Annotated in this window: 12 protein-coding genes; 9 read left to right on the forward strand and 3 right to left on the reverse strand. The window is 66.0% G+C overall.

What is annotated here, in order from left to right:
• Position 1: 1 nt before the first annotated feature.
• From IG178_RS18840 to IG178_RS18870, 7 genes are read left to right on the forward strand one after another with little or no spacing between them, the layout of a single operon-like run.
• Positions 2-1,774: a hypothetical protein gene (locus tag IG178_RS18840; protein ID WP_193214131.1), complete on the forward strand. Its 1,773-nt coding sequence runs from the start codon at positions 2-4 to the stop codon at positions 1,772-1,774.
• Entirely contained in the window at positions 1,771-2,790 is a 1,020-nt protein-coding gene (locus IG178_RS18845) for an ABC transporter ATP-binding protein (protein WP_193214132.1), read from the forward strand. The genes IG178_RS18840 and IG178_RS18845 overlap by 4 nt, the downstream gene beginning before the upstream one ends.
• Positions 2,791-2,793: 3 nt before the next feature.
• Positions 2,794-4,335 (forward strand): ABC transporter permease, encoded by a 1,542-nt coding sequence (locus IG178_RS18850; protein WP_193214133.1) that lies wholly within the window; start codon positions 2,794-2,796, stop codon positions 4,333-4,335.
• Positions 4,332-5,213 carry a DUF58 domain-containing protein gene (locus IG178_RS18855; protein ID WP_193214134.1) on the forward strand — a complete coding sequence of 294 codons (882 nt, stop codon included), beginning with the start codon at positions 4,332-4,334 and terminating at the stop codon, positions 5,211-5,213. Before IG178_RS18850 ends, IG178_RS18855 begins: the two co-directional genes overlap by 4 nt.
• A 12-nt stretch (positions 5,214-5,225) precedes the next feature.
• Positions 5,226-7,061, forward strand: coding sequence for a vWA domain-containing protein (locus tag IG178_RS18860; RefSeq protein WP_193214135.1), 1,836 nt, complete (start codon positions 5,226-5,228; stop codon positions 7,059-7,061).
• 2 nt (positions 7,062-7,063) lie between these two features.
• Positions 7,064-7,459, forward strand: coding sequence for a hypothetical protein (locus IG178_RS18865; RefSeq protein ID WP_193214136.1), 396 nt, complete (start codon positions 7,064-7,066; stop codon positions 7,457-7,459).
• Positions 7,456-10,155: a VWA domain-containing protein gene (locus IG178_RS18870; RefSeq protein ID WP_193214137.1), complete on the forward strand. Its 2,700-nt coding sequence runs from the start codon at positions 7,456-7,458 to the stop codon at positions 10,153-10,155. Before IG178_RS18865 ends, IG178_RS18870 begins: the two co-directional genes overlap by 4 nt.
• 30 nt (positions 10,156-10,185) lie before the next feature.
• On the opposite strand, the gene IG178_RS18875 is transcribed toward IG178_RS18870, so the two are convergent.
• From IG178_RS18875 to IG178_RS18885, 3 genes are all read right to left on the reverse strand, one after another.
• A complete protein-coding gene (locus IG178_RS18875) occupies positions 10,186-11,877 on the reverse strand; it encodes a putative manganese-dependent inorganic diphosphatase (RefSeq protein WP_193214138.1) in 1,692 nt (563 codons plus the stop codon).
• Between the two features lie 41 nt (positions 11,878-11,918).
• The gene (argS, locus tag IG178_RS18880; RefSeq protein WP_193214139.1) at positions 11,919-13,670 is read right to left on the reverse strand and encodes an arginine--tRNA ligase; all 1,752 of its coding nucleotides are present in this window, start codon (positions 13,668-13,670) and stop codon (positions 11,919-11,921) included.
• 75 nt (positions 13,671-13,745) lie between these two features.
• Entirely contained in the window at positions 13,746-14,231 is a 486-nt protein-coding gene (locus IG178_RS18885) for a PTS sugar transporter subunit IIA (protein WP_193214140.1), read from the reverse strand.
• 154 nt (positions 14,232-14,385) lie between these two features.
• On the opposite strand from IG178_RS18885, the gene IG178_RS18890 reads away from it, so the two are divergent.
• Both IG178_RS18890 and IG178_RS18895 read left to right on the forward strand, forming a co-directional pair.
• Positions 14,386-14,877 (forward strand): hypothetical protein, encoded by a 492-nt coding sequence (locus IG178_RS18890; protein WP_226895589.1) that lies wholly within the window; start codon positions 14,386-14,388, stop codon positions 14,875-14,877.
• Between the two features lie 15 nt (positions 14,878-14,892).
• A complete protein-coding gene (locus tag IG178_RS18895) occupies positions 14,893-15,864 on the forward strand; it encodes a hypothetical protein (RefSeq protein WP_193214141.1) in 972 nt (323 codons plus the stop codon).
• Positions 15,865-15,924: the final 60 nt, after the last annotated feature.

Genomic DNA, 15,924 nt, shown 5'->3' on the forward strand with positions numbered 1-15,924 from the left:
CATGCGTCCGAGCCACCTCCTCGCCCTCGCCCTCCTCGCCAGCCCCCTGGCGGCCCAGGAAAGCCTCTTCCTCCACATTCCCGATCCCAAGTCGAAGACGCGGGTCGAGGCCGTCGCCCTGTTCAGCCGCGCGGCCCCCTGCGGCTACCTGCCGGTGCGGATCACGGTCAACAACGCCTCCGAGAAAGACGGGGCCATCAATTTGGGCACCACCTCCAGCGACGGACGCTACGGCGGCGAAGGCAGCGAGATGAGTTCGTCGTTCCGCCTCGACGCCCCCGCCGGCAAGGCCACCGTCCACGACATCCTGGTGCCCTGCACGACGGTGCTGAACTTTTACGGCAGCGGCCAGCAGTCGATCGAGTTCCGCCTCTCGGGATCCTTCGGGTCGAACTCGACCAGCCTCACCACCAGCAACAGCGAGGAACAGCCCGCGGTTCTCCTCAGCGAGGCGCTCTACACCCCGAACGCATCGTCCCTCGACTCCGCCGCGAACAGCAAGCTGCACTCCCGCTACGGAGGTATCACCTTCGCGGGGAAGTTCGATCCCCGCCAGATGCCGGAAGACTGGCGAGCCTACGCCGGCTATGACGGCCTGGGCATGACCGACGCCGACTGGACCAGTGCCAGCCCGGGTGCCCGCAATGCCATGCTCCGCTGGAACCGCCTCGGCGGCCAGCTTGTCATCTACGCGATGTCCGGCTCGTCCGACCTCGCCAGCCTCGGCATCTCGGACGAAGGCAAGGGAGTCCGCTCCGCGACGCGCAGCTTCGGCGAAGTCACCATCATCCCCGTCGCCGCGGACCTGAAGCTGGACCATGCCGCCACCGTCAACCGCTTCTCCAAGCGCGGCCTCCCGCCCTTGAGCAAATCGATCCAGGACGATTTCGGTGCCGGATGGCCGTTGAAAACAGCCTTCGGGGAGCAAGGCTACAACTACGGATTGTTCATCATCATCCTCATCGCCTTCGGCATCCTGGTCGGACCGGTCAACCTGTTCGTCTTCGCGAAATCCGGCCGTCGCCACCGCTTGTTCATCACCACGCCGCTGATCGCACTCGGCACCAGCGTGATCCTGATCGCCCTGATCATCGGCATCGACGGCTTCGGCGGCCGCGGTACCCGGGTCGCCCTCATGGAGGTCCGGCCTGACGGCGGCGAGAATTCCGCTTATGTCCGCCAGGAACAGATCAGCCGCACCGGCGTGTTGCTCGGCGGCGACTTCAAGATCACCGAGCCCGCCCTGATCACCCCCGTGCCACTCGAAAGCACGCCCTGGTCGCGCCTGACCCAGAACAACCAGGGCGGCGGAATGCGCTACGAATTCCTGCTTCGCGACGGGACCGCCGAGATCGACGGCGACTGGTTCCAGAGCCGCTCCGAGCAGGGGCAGCTCGTCCGCGCCGTGATTCCCACCCGGGGCCGCATCGAGGCGCGGAACCAGTCCGGCCCGCCCGCCTTCCTCTCGTCCTTTGATTTCGGGATCACCACCCTGTTCTACCAGGACAAGGACGGCGGGGTCTGGCGCGCGGACAACATCTCCCCGGGCAAGGCATTCATCTGCACCGCGTCGACCGTGGGCGATTTCAAGGATTTCGCCAAGGAAGCGCAGGACCAGTTCGGCACGCTCAACCGCATGGCGCTGAAGAACCTCCAGAATCGCACCGGCCACTTCCTCGCCGTCACCGACGCCGCCCCGGGAATCGAAACCCTGCCCGGCATCAAATGGCAGCAAACCCTCACCTACCTCACCGGACCGATCGCCCAGCCATGAGCACTGCGCCCGCCATCCGAGTCAACAATCTCTACCGCTACTTCGGGCAACTGAAGGCGGTCAACGGCATCAGCTTCGAGATCCCCCACGGATCGGTTTGCGGCTTTGTCGGGGCCAACGGCGCCGGCAAGACGACCACCATGCGGATCCTCGCCTCCCTCGACTACCCGACCATGGGCGTCGCGGAGATTTGCGGCATCAACGTGGTCCATCACCCGGAGGAGGTGCGCCGCTTGATCGGCTGGATGCCCGACCACTTCGGCAACTACGAGCACATGACGGTGGTCGAGTATCTCGACTTCTACGCCCGCGCCTTCGGCTACTCCGGCAAGGAGCGCAAGACGCGCGTCCAGGAGGTGATGGAGTTCACCGACCTGGTCCCGCTCGCCGACCGCTTCTCGAACAAGCTTTCCAAGGGCATGACCCAGCGACTCTGCCTCGGCCGCTCGCTGCTGCACGATCCCCAGGTGCTGATCATGGACGAACCCGCCGCGGGCCTCGATCCCAAGGCCCGGGTCGAACTCAAGCACCTGATCCGCGTCCTCGCCCAGGAGGGCAAGACCATCTTCATTTCGTCCCACATCCTCTCCGAACTCGGGGAGATGTGCGACTCGCTGCTCTTCGTCAACGGCGGCAGGATCGTTCACCACGGCGACTCGGAGTCGCTCAAGCTCGGCACCGACTCCAATGGCGGGATGCTTTACGACGTGCAGATCATCGGTGACCCGCAGGCGGTCTCCGACTGGTGCGTCGTCAATCCCCACGTCGAGTTCGTCGAGTCGCGCAAGCAGGGCGGCCGCATCCGGATCGAAACCAGCGAGCCCGAACGCGCCGCCGAAATCCTCGCCCGCATGGTCAAGGACGGCCTGAAGGTGGTCGAGTTCCACAAGGAGCAGCGCAACCTCGAGGACGCCTTCATCGACATGCTCGGCCGCATCGACCGCGGCGAGGGTGCCATCCCGACCGACACCAAGCCGGAGCAGCCCGCCTTCACCCCGCCGGACCTTCCCAACTGACCGATGAGCACCGCCAGCATCCCCGCGACGCCGCCGCCGGCCGGATCATCGCTCGACGAGTTCAGCGACAAGCTGTCGCCGATGCTCGTGAAGGAACTGCGCCAGGGACTTCGCGCCAAGACCTTCGTCATCCTCTTCCTCGCCCTGCAGGCTCTGCTCGGCGTGGTGCTGCTCTCCGCGGTGGGCATCACCTCGGGCTCGGGCGATTCCGGCCCCTCGGTGAGCCGGGTGATCTTCTTCTTCTTCGCCTTCGCCGCCCTGGTCGCCCAGCCGCTGCGCGGGATCGGCGCGCTTCACAACGAGATCAAGGGCCAGACCATCGACCTGATGGTGCTCACCCGCCTCGGCGCCTGGCGCATCGTGCTCGGCAAATGGGTTGCCATCGTCAGCCAGACCTCGCTGTTGCTGGTCACCATCGCCCCCTACCTGATCCTGCGCTACTTCTTCGGCCGGATGAACCTGTTCGCCGAGCTCAACCTGCTCGCGCTGATCTTCCTCGGCTCCGCCGTCTTCACCGCGATCACCGTCGGCATCTCCGCGATCCCCTCCATCCTGATCCGCGGCCTGCTGCCGTTGGGCGGGGCCATCTTGATCGGCTCCGGGATCATCGAGATGACCTCTGGAAGGGATTTCGAGTATCTGATCAAAGCCTGCGCGCTGAAAGAAACCGGCTCGGGCTGGGGCCTGCTCGCCTTCGTTGGTGCCGGCGTCTACTTCGGCTGGTTCGCCCTCGCCCTGGGAGCATCGATGATCGCCCCGATGGCGGAGAACCACAGCACGGTGCGACGGCTGTTCGCGTTGCTGGCGATGGGTTTCGTCGGGCTCGTCGCCCATTTCGCCGGGTTTCAAATCGAGGAAACCTGCTTGTTGCTCATCCTTTTCGGCACGCCGGCGGTCATCATCGCCCTCACCGAACCCTTCCAATTGCTGCCGCCGATCTGCCGGCCCTTCCTCAAATTCGGCACCGTGGGAAAGGTCGCCGGACGTTTCCTCTATCCCGGCTGGCCGTCGGGGGTGCTCTTCACCGGCCTGTTGATCGCGGTCGCGGGCCTTGTCCTGTACTTGCTCCCCGATCGCCGGCCAGCCTACGGGTTTCACTCCAACCACCATGAGATGCAGGTCCTGGTCTTCTCCGGCCTCGGAATGCTGATCTTGTCCGCCCTCATCGTTAGGCTCTTTGTGAAGAAGGAGCGGAACACCTTCGGCGTGTATCTGTTGTCCGTCGTCTCGTTGGTCGCCGTGGCGGTGGCCGTCACCTTGATCGCGAACGAGACCACCGACGACAGTTTCCTGTGGTGGCTGGCATGGATCCCCACGGTCCAGGCGCCGCTGATGGACTGGCTGCCGAAGGCCCACTGGAACGAGCTCAAGGCCACCGGCCTCGACCCCTCTTCGCAGCCGGTCAACTACACCCCGCTGATCACCACCGGGATCGTCACGGTGTCGATCTACTACGCCGCCCTTCTTGTATTCGCATTGCGGAAATTCCCCGCGATCCGCGCGGTCGAGAACGAGGTCCCCACTCCACCTGCTGATCAACCGTGACACACGACGAACTCTCCCGCTGTCATGCCCGCGCCCTCACCGCGGCCGGCCGCCTCCGACTGCCGCTGCGCTCCCGCATCTGGCGGGGCCAGGCCGGGGAGTTCCAGGGTGCCGGCGTCGGGTCCTCGCTCGATTTCCAGGACCACCGCACCTACGTCCCCGGCGACGATCCCCGACACATCAACTGGCAGGCGTTCGCGCGGACCGGGCAGTACACGATGAAGCTTTACCGCGAGGAAGTCCGGCCGGTCGTCGACGTGGTGCTCGACGCCTCGGAATCGATGTTCTTCGACCCGGACAAGGCGACCCGCAGCGCCGAGCTGTTCTGTTTCGCCGTCGAATCCGCCCGCCGCTCCGGCGCCGCCACCATCGTCCACCTGGTCCGCGGCGACGCGACCCGGATCATGCCGCCGGACCTGATTGCCACCCACCGCTGGCTGGATGAATCGCGTGCCCTGCCCGCCACCGACCCGGCCGCCGAGCCGGATTTTTCCCGCATCCCCTTCCGCGCCAATGCGATCCGCGTGCTCATCTCCGACCTCCTGTTCGCCGGAGACCCGGAACCGGTCATGCGCTACCTGTCCGCCCGCCAAGGCAGCCCGATCCTGCTGGTGCCCTTCCTGAAAGCCGAAGCCGCGCCGGAATGGACCGGCAACTACGAGTTCGTCGATGCCGAGCGCAAGTCGCGCCACCCCCACCGCATCGAACCCTCGGTGCTGCGCCGCTACAAGGAAAGCTACGTCAACCACTTCGCCCTCTGGAAAAACACCTGCCAGCGCCACCAATGCCGGATGGCGCGCGTCGCCTGCGAACCCGACCTGCAAACCGCCCTCTTCGCCGAGGCCCTGCCGAGCGGCGCGCTGGAGACGGCGATTTGATCTACCCCTGCCTTGATCACCCTCACCAACCCTGCCGGCCTCTGGGCGCTCCTCGGGATTCCCGCGGTGCTGGCGATCCATTTCCTCCAGCGCCAGGCGGTGATCGTGCCGATCTCGACGCTGTTCCTGTTGGAAAAGACCCAGCGCGAGTCGGCCAGCGGCCGGCGCATCGACCGCTTGATGAACTCGGTCCCGCTGTGGATGCAGCTCCTCGGCGTCCTGCTGCTCACCTGGCTGCTCGCCGAGCCCCGCTACCAGAAAGCCCGTAGCACCCAGCGCGTCGCCATCGTCCTTGACTCGTCCGCCTCAATGGCTGTCGTCAAGGAAGGCCTCGCCGACAAGCTCGTGTCGACCCTCCCCGACCTGCAGGGTGCCGCCTCGGCAATGGAACTGACCTTGCTGGAGAGCGTCCCCGGCAAGCCAAGGCTTTACGCCGGTGCATCGCCTGAAGAATTCGCGGCGGCGGTCGAGGCCTGGCAGCCGCGGTCCGGACTGAGCGACCCGTCGCAAGCGCTGCGTCTCGCGCGCTCGCTGGTCGCCCGCGAGGGCGTCGTGGTCTACGTCACCGACACGCCGCTCGAACAGCCGCCCTTCGACGCCCGCATCCTCTCGCTCGGCGAACCCGTGGACAACGTCGGTTTCACCGGCGTGACGATCTCCGAAAAGGAGGGCCAACCGGTCTTCCAGGCGCTGGTCCGCAACTACTCCGCCAAGCGGAGTTCGCGCACCTGGCAGCTGGAAATGCCCGGCGGGGCGAAAACCGAACCCCGGTCCTTCGAGATCGACGGCGGCGCCTTCGTCACCTTGCAAGCGGCATTCCCCGACAAGGCCGAACGTGTCCGCCTGATGCTCTCCCCCGACAAGTTCACTCTCGACGACAGCCTGCCGATGATCGTGCCGCGGCCGAAAACGCTGTCGCTGTTCGCCGCCACCGGAGGGGCCTACGACGCGCTGGCCAAGAAGCTCCTGCGTTCCCTGGATGCGACGGTCGAAACCAACGACGCCGCCACCGCCGATCTCACGCTGCTTTCCTACGACCCCCTCGACCCGGTGCAGGCGGCGGGCAACGCGCTGGTCTTCGTCCGCGACGACACCCGCGGCGGAGCGTATCTCAAGGGCGGCATCGTCGCCACCGCCCATCCCTTGATCGACGGCCTCAACTGGCAATCGCTGTTGGTCCGGGAAACCATCCAGTTGCAGCGCCGGAGTTCCGACGAAGTGCTGTTGTGGCAAGGAACCCGGCCCCTGATCTTCCTCCGCGAAACCGAAGCCGGCCCGGAGACCCCGGCAGCCCGCCAGCTTTGCTTCAACTTCGACCTGCGCCTGTCCAACGCGGCGACCCAGCCGGCCTTCATCGTGATGCTCCACCGTTTCGCCGAACAGCTGCGCACCGCCAAGGTCGCCCCGGCGGCACGGATGCTTGAGACCAACCAGCCGGTCTCCTTCGCGGCCGACGCCTCCGCCGGCACCACGGCTATCCGGGTCGAGTCGCTGGACCTCGACGGCAAAATTGTCGAATCCCGTTCCCTGCCCGCCACGGCAAGGATCAACCTGGAGGCTCCGGCCGACGCGGGATTCCTCAAGGTCAGCCAGGACGGGACCCCGCTGCTCGATGCCAGCGTCCATTTCGCCGACACCCGCGAGGCCGATTTCGCCGCCTGCGCTCCGGCCGACACCACCGGCGAAGGCAGCGCCGCGGCGGTGGAGCGGCACACCGATGAAGACCATTGGTGGCGGGCGTGGTTCCTCTTGTTGCTGGTCGCCCTGCTGGTTTCATGGCATTTCACCCGTGAACGCGAGGCACAGCCGGCGCCCGCCCCACGCCCCTTGGACGCCAACGCCCGATGACCATGAATGCCACCGTCAGGAAGCTCCTGCTTGCCGTGTCAGCACTGCTCGTCACGTCCTGCACCACGACCACCGGCTACCGCCACAAGGACGGGTCGATCACCGTCTCCCAGCGCGGCTTCCGGGCGGAACCAACCAACTACTGGATCGTCGGAGCGAAGCCGGATCGCGTGAATCCGGCCGAGGAACTGTCGATCTTCCGCCGCGGCAACGGCAAGGGCAAGCAGGCGATCCCGCTGAAGTGCGAGGGCTTCGTCGACACCACCCTGGGCAAGAAAATCGGCATCCGCCTGATCGAGCGAGAAGGCGGAACCTGGCACCAGTCGTGGGTCAACGGCCGCCACAAGTTCATCGATGAAACCGCGCCCCGCCCCTTCTACCATTGGCTGATTCCATGAGCTTCGGATCGCCAGAATGGTTCATCCTCCTGCCGGCCCTGCTGTTTGCCGGCTGGTTCTGGAAAAGCCTCCGCCTGTGGTCGCCGCTGCGCCTGCTGCTGCTGCTGGTCGCCGTGTTCGCCCTCGCGGACCCGAAGGTGAACGTGCAGGAAGACGCGCTGGACCTGTGGGTGCTGCTGGACCGATCCGATTCCACCGAGGATCTGGTGGACCAGGGACTGCCGGAGTGGCAGCGGCTGTTGGAGAAGGCCAAGCCCGGGCGCCGGGACAAGATCCATTACTTCGACTACGGCGCCGAGATCATCGAGAAGGGCGGTGACGGCAACAGCTTCACCGGCTCGCGGAAGTTGACCCGCACCGGGCTCGCCTTGTCCCATGTGACCGCGTTGGCGCAGGAAGACCGGCCCTCGCGGGTGTTGCTGTTCACCGACGGGTTTGCCACAGAACCCTTGCACGAGGCCGCCGAGCAACTCCAGGCCCGGGGCATCCCCTTCGACTTCCGGCTGGTCCGGGAGGAGACGCTCGACGACTTCCGGCTCTCGCGCCTCGAGCTGCCGGAACGGGTGCAGGCCGGCGAACCGTTCCTGCTGGCCGCCACCGTGCGCGGGTCGGCCGATACCGACGTGAACCTGATCCTCCGCCGCGGCGGGCAGCAGCTCACCGAAACGACGGTCAAGCTGGTGAACGGTGTGGCCCGCGCCGAATTCACCGACCGCATCCCTCACGCCGGATCGTTCGAGTATGAAGCCGAGGTGGTGATCGGTGCCGATTCCCCCCTCAAGGACGCCCACCCGGGCAACAACAAGATCTCGCGATGGATCGAGATCGCCGGCGGTCCGCGGGTGCTGCTGGCCACCAAATACACCGACGACCCGGTGGCGAAGGTGCTGTCGTCGCTCGATTTCACCGTCGATGTCGTCAGCAACCCCGGCGAGCTCAAGCCCGGCATGCTGACCGGCGCCCGTGCGGTCATCTTCAACAACATCCCCGCATTCGAGGTGCCGCAGGATTTCCTCAACGCGCTCGACTTCTTCGTCCGCGAGCAGGCGGGCGGCTTCATGATGGCCGGCGGCAAGCAGTCGTTCGGCTCCGGCGGCTACTTCCAGTCGTCGATCGATCCCCTGCTGCCGATCTCGATGGAGCTGAAGAGCGAGCACCGCAAGCTGGCGGTGGCGCTGGCCATCGTCCTCGACCGCTCAGGCTCGATGGGTGTCTCCGTCGCCGGGGGGCTGACAAAGATGGACCTGGCGAACAACGGTGCCGCCGAGGCGATCGGCCTGCTGGGCCCGATGGACCGGGTCTCCGTCCTCGCCGTCGACAGCGTCCCGGACGCGGTGATCCCGATGACCGAGGTGAAGGGCAACCAGGCCGCGCTCCAGGCGCGCGCCCGCAAGGTCCAGTCGGGGGGCGGCGGCATCTATGTCTACGAAGGCCTCAAGGCGGCATGGGACGAAGTCAAGAAGGCCAACGTCGGAACCCGTCACGTGATCCTCTTTTCCGACGCCTGCGATTCGGAGGAACCCGGCGATTACAAGCGCCTGCTGGAGACCATGAAGAAGGGAGGCTGCACCGTGTCGGTGATCGGCATGGGCACCAAGGCCGATCCCGATGCCAAGCTGCTGGAGGACATCGCCAAGCGCGGTGACGGCCGGATCTTTTTCACCGACCGGCCGGTCGACATCCCGAAGATCTTCGCCCAGGAAACCGTGACCATCGCCCGCTCCGCCTTCATCGAGGAACCGGTGGGTGCCCTGCCTAGCGGCCGCTGGGCGGAGATCTCCCCCAAGCCGATCGAATGGCTGCCGGAGGTCGACGGCTACAACCTGTCCTACGCCCGCGAGGACGCGACCACCTCGCTGCTCAGCAAGGACGAGTACGTCGCCCCGCTGGTCGCGCACGCCCGCCGCGGACTGGGCCGCAGCGTCGCGGTGTCGTTTCCGCTCGGCGGCGAGTTCTCGGACCAGATCCGCGCTTGGCCGGGCTACGGCGACTTCGTCCAGACGATCACCCGCTGGCTGATGGGCATGGACCTGCCGCCGGGCATCGGCCTCAAGCACCGCCTCGACGGCACCCGCCTGACGCTCGACCTGCTCTACGATCCCGAACAGTGGTCGAAGAAGCTCTCCGCGGTGCCCCCGCGACTTCGCCTGCTGGAAGGTGGGGCCGGACAGTCCCCTTACGACGTGCCTTGGAAGCGGATCGCCCCGGGTCACTTCTCGGTGTCGCGGGACCTCGATGAGGGCGCGGTCGTCCGCGGCGCGATCCAGGTCGGCGAGCACGCCTTGCCCTTCGGGCCGATCACCGTCGGCACTTCCATCGAATGGGCCTTTGAACCGGATCGCTTGGCCGAGCTGCGCACGGTGTCGGCGCAAACCGGTGGCCGCGAGTTGCTCGATCTTTCGAAGGCCTGGCTGCGCCCGCCGAACCGTCAGGACGTTTCGATCCGCCTCTGGCTGGCGCTTTCCATGCTGGTGCTGCTGGTCGCGGAGGCCCTTCTCACGCGCACCGGCTGGAAACTGCCGATCCCCGCGCTGCCGAACTTCACGCCGCGGGAAAAGGTGGTGAAGCCGAAGAAGGTCAAGTCGGCGAAGCCGGTGGTCGTGGAGGCAGAGACCAAGCCCGAGCTTCCGGCCGCCCCCCCGGCCGAGGCATCCGAACGCCGCAGCCGCTACCAACGGGCCAAGGACCGGAAGTAACGGAAACCGCCGCGTGAAGCAGCGCCGGGTCTAGCGGGTTTTCTTCAGCGCCTGGCAGACCGCCGGGAAGATCTGCTTCTTGCGGCTGACCACGCCGGGTGCGTCGTAGAGGCTGCCATCGATCCGCGCATACGGGATGTTCGAGACAAATGCCGGATCGCCGGCGGCAAGGACGACGCTATGATGCTCGGCAATGTCGGTCACCACCAGCACCGCGAGCTCATAGCCGTTTTCCGCCGCCAGCTTGATCAGGGCTTCCTCCAGCTCCTCGCGGCGCGGGCTGAACGCGTGCAGGCCGAGTTCCTCGACCTGGGCGATTGTCACTTTCACCCCGTCGTCGTCGAACTCCTTGCGGTCGGCATTCAGGATCTCGTCCGGCGTGCCGGTGGCAAGCAGCGAACCGACCGCGAAGAACTCTTCCTTGAACTTCGCCGGATCGATACCCGCGAGTTCGCTGAGCCAGCCGAGCATCTCGTGGTCGAGTTCCGCGGTGGTCGGCGAGGTCAGGCAGAGGGTATCGGCGATGATGCCGGCGCACAGGCACATCGCGGTGCCACGGTCGGGCTCGAGGTAGCGGTGGCGGAACTTGCGGGCCACCAGGGTCGACGTCGATCCGACCGGCTCGTTGAGGAAGCGGATCGGCTCGCGGGAAACCAGGTCGCCGGCGAGCCGGTGGTGGTCGATCACCTCGACGATCTCGCATTCCTCGACGCCGGTGACCGCCTGGGCAAACTCGTTGTGGTCGACCAGCGCGAGACGCGTGCGCGGCGGGTCGATGAGGTCGGATTTGGACAGGACCCCGATCATTTCCTTGCTGACCGGGTCGTGGACCGGGAACAGGTCCTGGTCGAGCGACGCGAGCGCCTTGCGCAGGCGCGACACCGGTTCCTGGGCGGAGATCGTGGTGAAGCCGGTCTCCATGACGTGGTTCACCGTCCGGGAAAAGCGGATCAGGGTCGCGCAGCTGGCCGTGTCCTGGGTGCAGAGCAGGATGATCACCCCGCGCTTGCGGGCGAGCTCGCGCAGGGTCGGCTCGACGCCATTGCCACCGGTGACGATCAAGGTGCGCGCGCCGTTCTCGATGGCGTAGTGCTGGACCACCGGACGATCGCCGCAGATGACCAGAAAGCGGCCGACGTTGCCGTCCTTGGCCGCGCCCTTGAGGCGGCGTTCAACGGTCGACTGGGATGAGGCGCCGACGAGCAAGATCAACTCCTCGTCCTCGTCGCCCTCCGGCATGTCGGCGCCGACGCTTTCCGCCTGGAGCGTGCTCGCGATCTTCGACAAGGCGGCGTTGACGGTCCGGACTTGCAGGCCGCTGGCGTCTCCCGGGACGAGCAGTTCCAACAGGTCGAGGTAGCGGAGGATGCCCTGGACATTGCCATTCTCATCGACCGCGGGCACGCAGCGGACGCCGCTGGCGATCATTCGACGGTACGCCGCGAGGAAGGTGTCGGAAGGACTGACCTGCACCACGTCGCGCCGGCAGATCATGCCGGCGGTGGCCCGGGCATCGGTGATCAGCGGCGGGGACTCGATGCCGGCCTTCTGCAGCACCCACGCCGTCCGGGCAGGGACTTCCCCGCATCGCGCCGCCGAGGCCTCGGGAGAACCGGTGACCCGGAGCAGCGCGGCATTGCCGATGGCGGAACAAATTGCATCGGTGTCCGGGTTTTTGTGACCGATGACGTAGTAGGGAAGGCGGCGACGGGGCGATTCCATGTGGGAGGGACGCGGGATGATGATTCGGAAAGCGGGCGCGGCTACATGCGCTCCGGGCAGCGGATGCCGAGAAGCGAGAGCCCGTGGACCAGGACCTTCGCGGTGAGATCGCAGAGCACAAGGCGGCTGTTGCGGACCGCGGTGTCGGCCTTCAGGACCGGACAGGCCTCGTAGAAGGAGTGATAGGCGCGGGCGAGTTCGAGAAGGTAGTTCGCCAGCAGGTTCGGGCGGTGGTCCTCGAGGATCGACGGCACGATCTCCCCGTAGCGGGCCAGATAGCGGGCCAGATGGATCTCGGCTTCCTGCTCCAGCACCGGCGTCACGGCCGCAAGATCGATCTCCTCGTCCAGCTTGCGGAAGATCGAGCGGCAACGCACGACGCTGTTCTGGAGATAGGGCGCGGTGTCGCCTTGCAAGGCGAGCATCTTATCGAGGTCGAAGACGTAGTCGGACAGCCGGTGGTGGGCGAGCTCGGTGAACTTCACCGCGCTGATGCCGATCAGTTCGGCCAGCTCGGCACGCTCTTCATCGGTGTCGAGGCGGCTGCGCTCCGCCACCGCGGTGGCTGCGGCGGCGACAGCCTCGTCCAGCACGTCGGCAAGCTGCGGGAGATCGCCGGAACGCGTCTTCAGCGGCTTGCCGTCGGTCCCGAGAATGGTGCCGAAGGCGATGTGGCGCAGGTCCATATCCCCCAGGCCGATCCGCTCCGCGACCGCGAACAGCTGCTGGAAGTGCAGCGACTGGCGGTGGTCGACGACATACCAGGCGGCATCCGCTTTCCACTCGTTCCGGCGGAACTCGAGGGTCGCGATGTCGGTGGTGGCATAGTTGAAGCCCCCGTCGCTCTTGCGGACCATCATCGGGAAGTCGGTCCATTCGCCGTCCTTGCGGATCAGGAAAGGATCCTTCGCCGGATCTTCCGGCACCCCGTTGGAGAAAATGCAAATCGCACCTTCGCTCTCGCGGGCGAGGCCGTCGGCCAACAGGCGCTCCACCAGCGGTGCCAGGGCTTCATTGTAGGCGCTCTCGCCGAGCCAGTGGTCGAAGGCCACGTCGAGGCGGTCGTAGATGCGGTCGAGACCGATCCGCGACAACTCGATGCAGCGGTGCCAGATCCCGAGGTTCTCGTCGTCGCCGGCCTGGAGCTTCACCAGCTCGAGGCGGCATGCCTCACGGATCGTCTCGTCGGCCTTCGCCGAGTCGCTGGCGTGACGGTAGAGGCGCAGCAGCTCCTGCAGGGGATCGGCCTCGAGCGCCTGCGCATCCAGGCAGTTTTTCCACGCCCAGGTGATCATCCCGAACTGGGTGCCCCAGTCGCCGATGTGGTTGTCGGTGATCACCCCGTAGCCGAGGCAGCGCGCGATGCGGGCCAACGAATCGCCGAGGATGGTCGAGCGGATGTGGCCGACGTGCATCGGCTTGGCGACGTTCGGCGCCGAGAAGTCGACGACCACCGTGCGTCCCTCGCCGGTCACCGGCACACCGAGGCGCGGATCGGCGAGCTGGGCCTTCGCACGGGCGGCGAAGGTCTGCGGGGCGATCTTGAAATTGATGAAACCCGGGCCGGCGATGTCTGCGGTCCCGAGGTCGCCGAGATCGAGGGCGGCGATCACTTGCTCTGCCAGGGCCCGCGGGTTGGTCTTGCGCTGCTTGGCAAGCGCCATGGCGGAATTGCTCTGGTAATCGCCGAACCGCAGGTCGGCGGCGGCAACCACGGTGACGGCGACGCTCTCGCCGAGCACGGTTTCAAACGCGGAGGAGAGGCGGGATGCGAGGTCCTGGATAAGGGTCATGGGAAAGGAAAGGATGAGCCGGAAGAAGATCCGGCAATCCGGCCCGCGGCAGGCTGAGGGACCACGGCGGGCGAATCAAGTCGCGCCGTTCGCGGGCTGCCGGGTCGCCTTGCCGGTGAAGATGTCGAGGATCTCCTGATGGGAATCGACGTCGCGCAGGCGCTGGCGGATCCCTGCATTGGTGAACATCTTCGCGATCGCGGCAAGCGTCTGGAGGTGAAGGTGGTAGTCCTTCTTCGGAACCAGGAACAGGATCACCGAATGAACCGGCTTGCCGTCGAGGGATTCGAAGTCAATCCCCGCCCTCGAGCGGCCGAACACCGCCACGACATGATCGAGCTTTTCCGAGAACGCGTGCGGGATGGCGATGCCGTGGCCGACGCCGGTGCTCACCTGGTCCTCGCGGGTCTTCAGCGCGTCGAGAATCTCTTCCCTCAACTCCTCCGCCAGGAACGAGCCGGCGACGAGGTGATCGATCAGTTCGACAATGGCGGGCCAGCGCTCGCCGGCGGCCATCTCCAGAACGATTCGGTCGGGGGTGAGTAGGTTCGCCAGCTTCATGTTCCGATTGAACAATCCATTCCACGCGCGCGGCGGGGGCCGGAGGTAGCCAGCAGGCCTTGAATTTGCAAGAGGTTTTCCGCTCCGGAAAGCAACGCTTCTTCCCGGATTGACGCTTGCGGACCTCGCGGGGGTCTCCTTAGCCTCAGCTCCTATGCGGCACCTCACGCGCGGTTTGATCGCCACCGGAACCTTGCTCCTCTGCCATTGCGGCACGATGGGGAGCGGCAACATGGGAGGCCCGACCCTGGAAGAACGGAAGGCCGCTATCGCCTCGGAGCCTACCGGCGACTTCTTCTACGGCCGCCGCTACTACATCGAAAAAACCCGTTTCTGGGGCTACGTCCGCCGCCCGCGCCAGCCGTGGAGCAAGGCGAAGCTGGTGATTTTCCGCGAGGACAAGAAACGCTCGCCCGACCGCCTGTCGGAAGTCGGCCCGCCCGGGCAACGCTACGGCTTTGACCAGAACTACGACTACAAGCTCAACGGCTACTTCACCGGCCGCGATGCCTACGATCCGAACAGCAACCAGTTCCTCCCCGAGTTCATGATCACCGGCTACCAGGTGATCGACCGCGATCCCGGCTGGTTGTTCCGGCCCGACGACCGCTACGATCCGTACCGGATCACGGTCTACCCCCGCTAGCCCCCTCCCCTCGCGATGAAACGCCCCGGCAACGGCCTCGGATTCTATCGATGGATCAAGTCCGCTCGCAAAAGGGGTGACGCGCCGACGATGGGGCGGATCCCGCGGCTGGTGAAGAACGCGACGCCGGGCGCACGGATCAACTACGCCGGCCAGATTCCGAAGATCCTGTTTGGCGCCTCGCTGGTCTTCCTCGCCGGCGGCATCACCGCCGTGGTGCTCTGGGAGTACCGCGACCGGGGATCGGGTCGCGTGTTCTCGATGCCGATCCGCAATGCCAATAACATCGTCATCAAGGTTGCGACTCCGAAGCCTGAACAACTGATCGACAAGGTGGAGCAATTCCTCGCCGCCCGCACGCCCGCTGAACTCGCCCCGCTGGTCCGCGGCGGCAGCCAGCGGCCGGAGCAGATGGTCGCCAAGCTGGCGGACCTGGAAAAGAATGATGGCAAGGTGGAAACCATTCGATATGTCAAACCGGTCGACAGCCGCGTGTTGCAGATCGAGACCGTCCTCGTGACCTTCGAGACCGACAACAACCGGGTTGCCCTGCTGTCGCCGGACGGCGAAGAGAACTGGCGGATCGATTTCGACGCATTCGACCGGCAAGTCGTGCCCGGATGGGACAAGCTGCTTTCCGGCGAACCGGTGGAGGGAACCATCCGCGTCTTCACATCGGCCGACATCTACTACAACGGCCGTTACACCGAGGACCGCTGGGTGTGCTATTCGATGGCGTCGCCGGATCACAAGACCCTGATGTTCGGCTACACCTTGCGGGGAAGCCGGCAACACGCGGCCGTGGCCAGCACCTTGCGCCGCAACGGCCAGGGCACGAGCCTGCCGATGCAGCGGATGACCTTCGACGTCCGCCACACCGGGACCGGTGAGCAGCGGCAGTTCGAAATCACCCAGGTGCTCGCCGACGACTGGGCGCTGGGCAGCCAACCGCTGGAAGCGTTGATGCCCGGCACCTACACCAACTGAGCGGGCTTCTCCGGACTTTCCAAGCGGTCGCACCGGCCGTTTCTTGGGCCACTTCTCCCG

The organism is Neoluteolibacter marinus, from assembly GCF_014904755.1.
GTDB lineage: Bacteria > Verrucomicrobiota > Verrucomicrobiia > Verrucomicrobiales > Akkermansiaceae > Haloferula > Haloferula marina.

Coding starts and splice junctions, on each gene's coding strand:
- IG178_RS18840 (WP_193214131.1), top strand. CDS start 2: ATGCGTCCGAGCCACCTCCTCGCCCTCGCCCTCCTCGCCAGCCCCCTG.
- IG178_RS18845 (WP_193214132.1), top strand. CDS start 1,771: ATGAGCACTGCGCCCGCCATCCGAGTCAACAATCTCTACCGCTACTTC.
- IG178_RS18850 (WP_193214133.1), top strand. CDS start 2,794: ATGAGCACCGCCAGCATCCCCGCGACGCCGCCGCCGGCCGGATCATCG.
- IG178_RS18865 (WP_193214136.1), top strand. CDS start 7,064: ATGAATGCCACCGTCAGGAAGCTCCTGCTTGCCGTGTCAGCACTGCTC.
- IG178_RS18870 (WP_193214137.1), top strand. CDS start 7,456: ATGAGCTTCGGATCGCCAGAATGGTTCATCCTCCTGCCGGCCCTGCTG.
- IG178_RS18875 (WP_193214138.1), bottom strand. CDS start 11,877: ATGGAATCGCCCCGTCGCCGCCTTCCCTACTACGTCATCGGTCACAAA.
- argS (WP_193214139.1), bottom strand. CDS start 13,670: ATGACCCTTATCCAGGACCTCGCATCCCGCCTCTCCTCCGCGTTTGAA.
- IG178_RS18885 (WP_193214140.1), bottom strand. CDS start 14,231: ATGAAGCTGGCGAACCTACTCACCCCCGACCGAATCGTTCTGGAGATG.
- IG178_RS18890 (WP_226895589.1), top strand. CDS start 14,386: ATGCGGCACCTCACGCGCGGTTTGATCGCCACCGGAACCTTGCTCCTC.
- IG178_RS18895 (WP_193214141.1), top strand. CDS start 14,893: ATGAAACGCCCCGGCAACGGCCTCGGATTCTATCGATGGATCAAGTCC.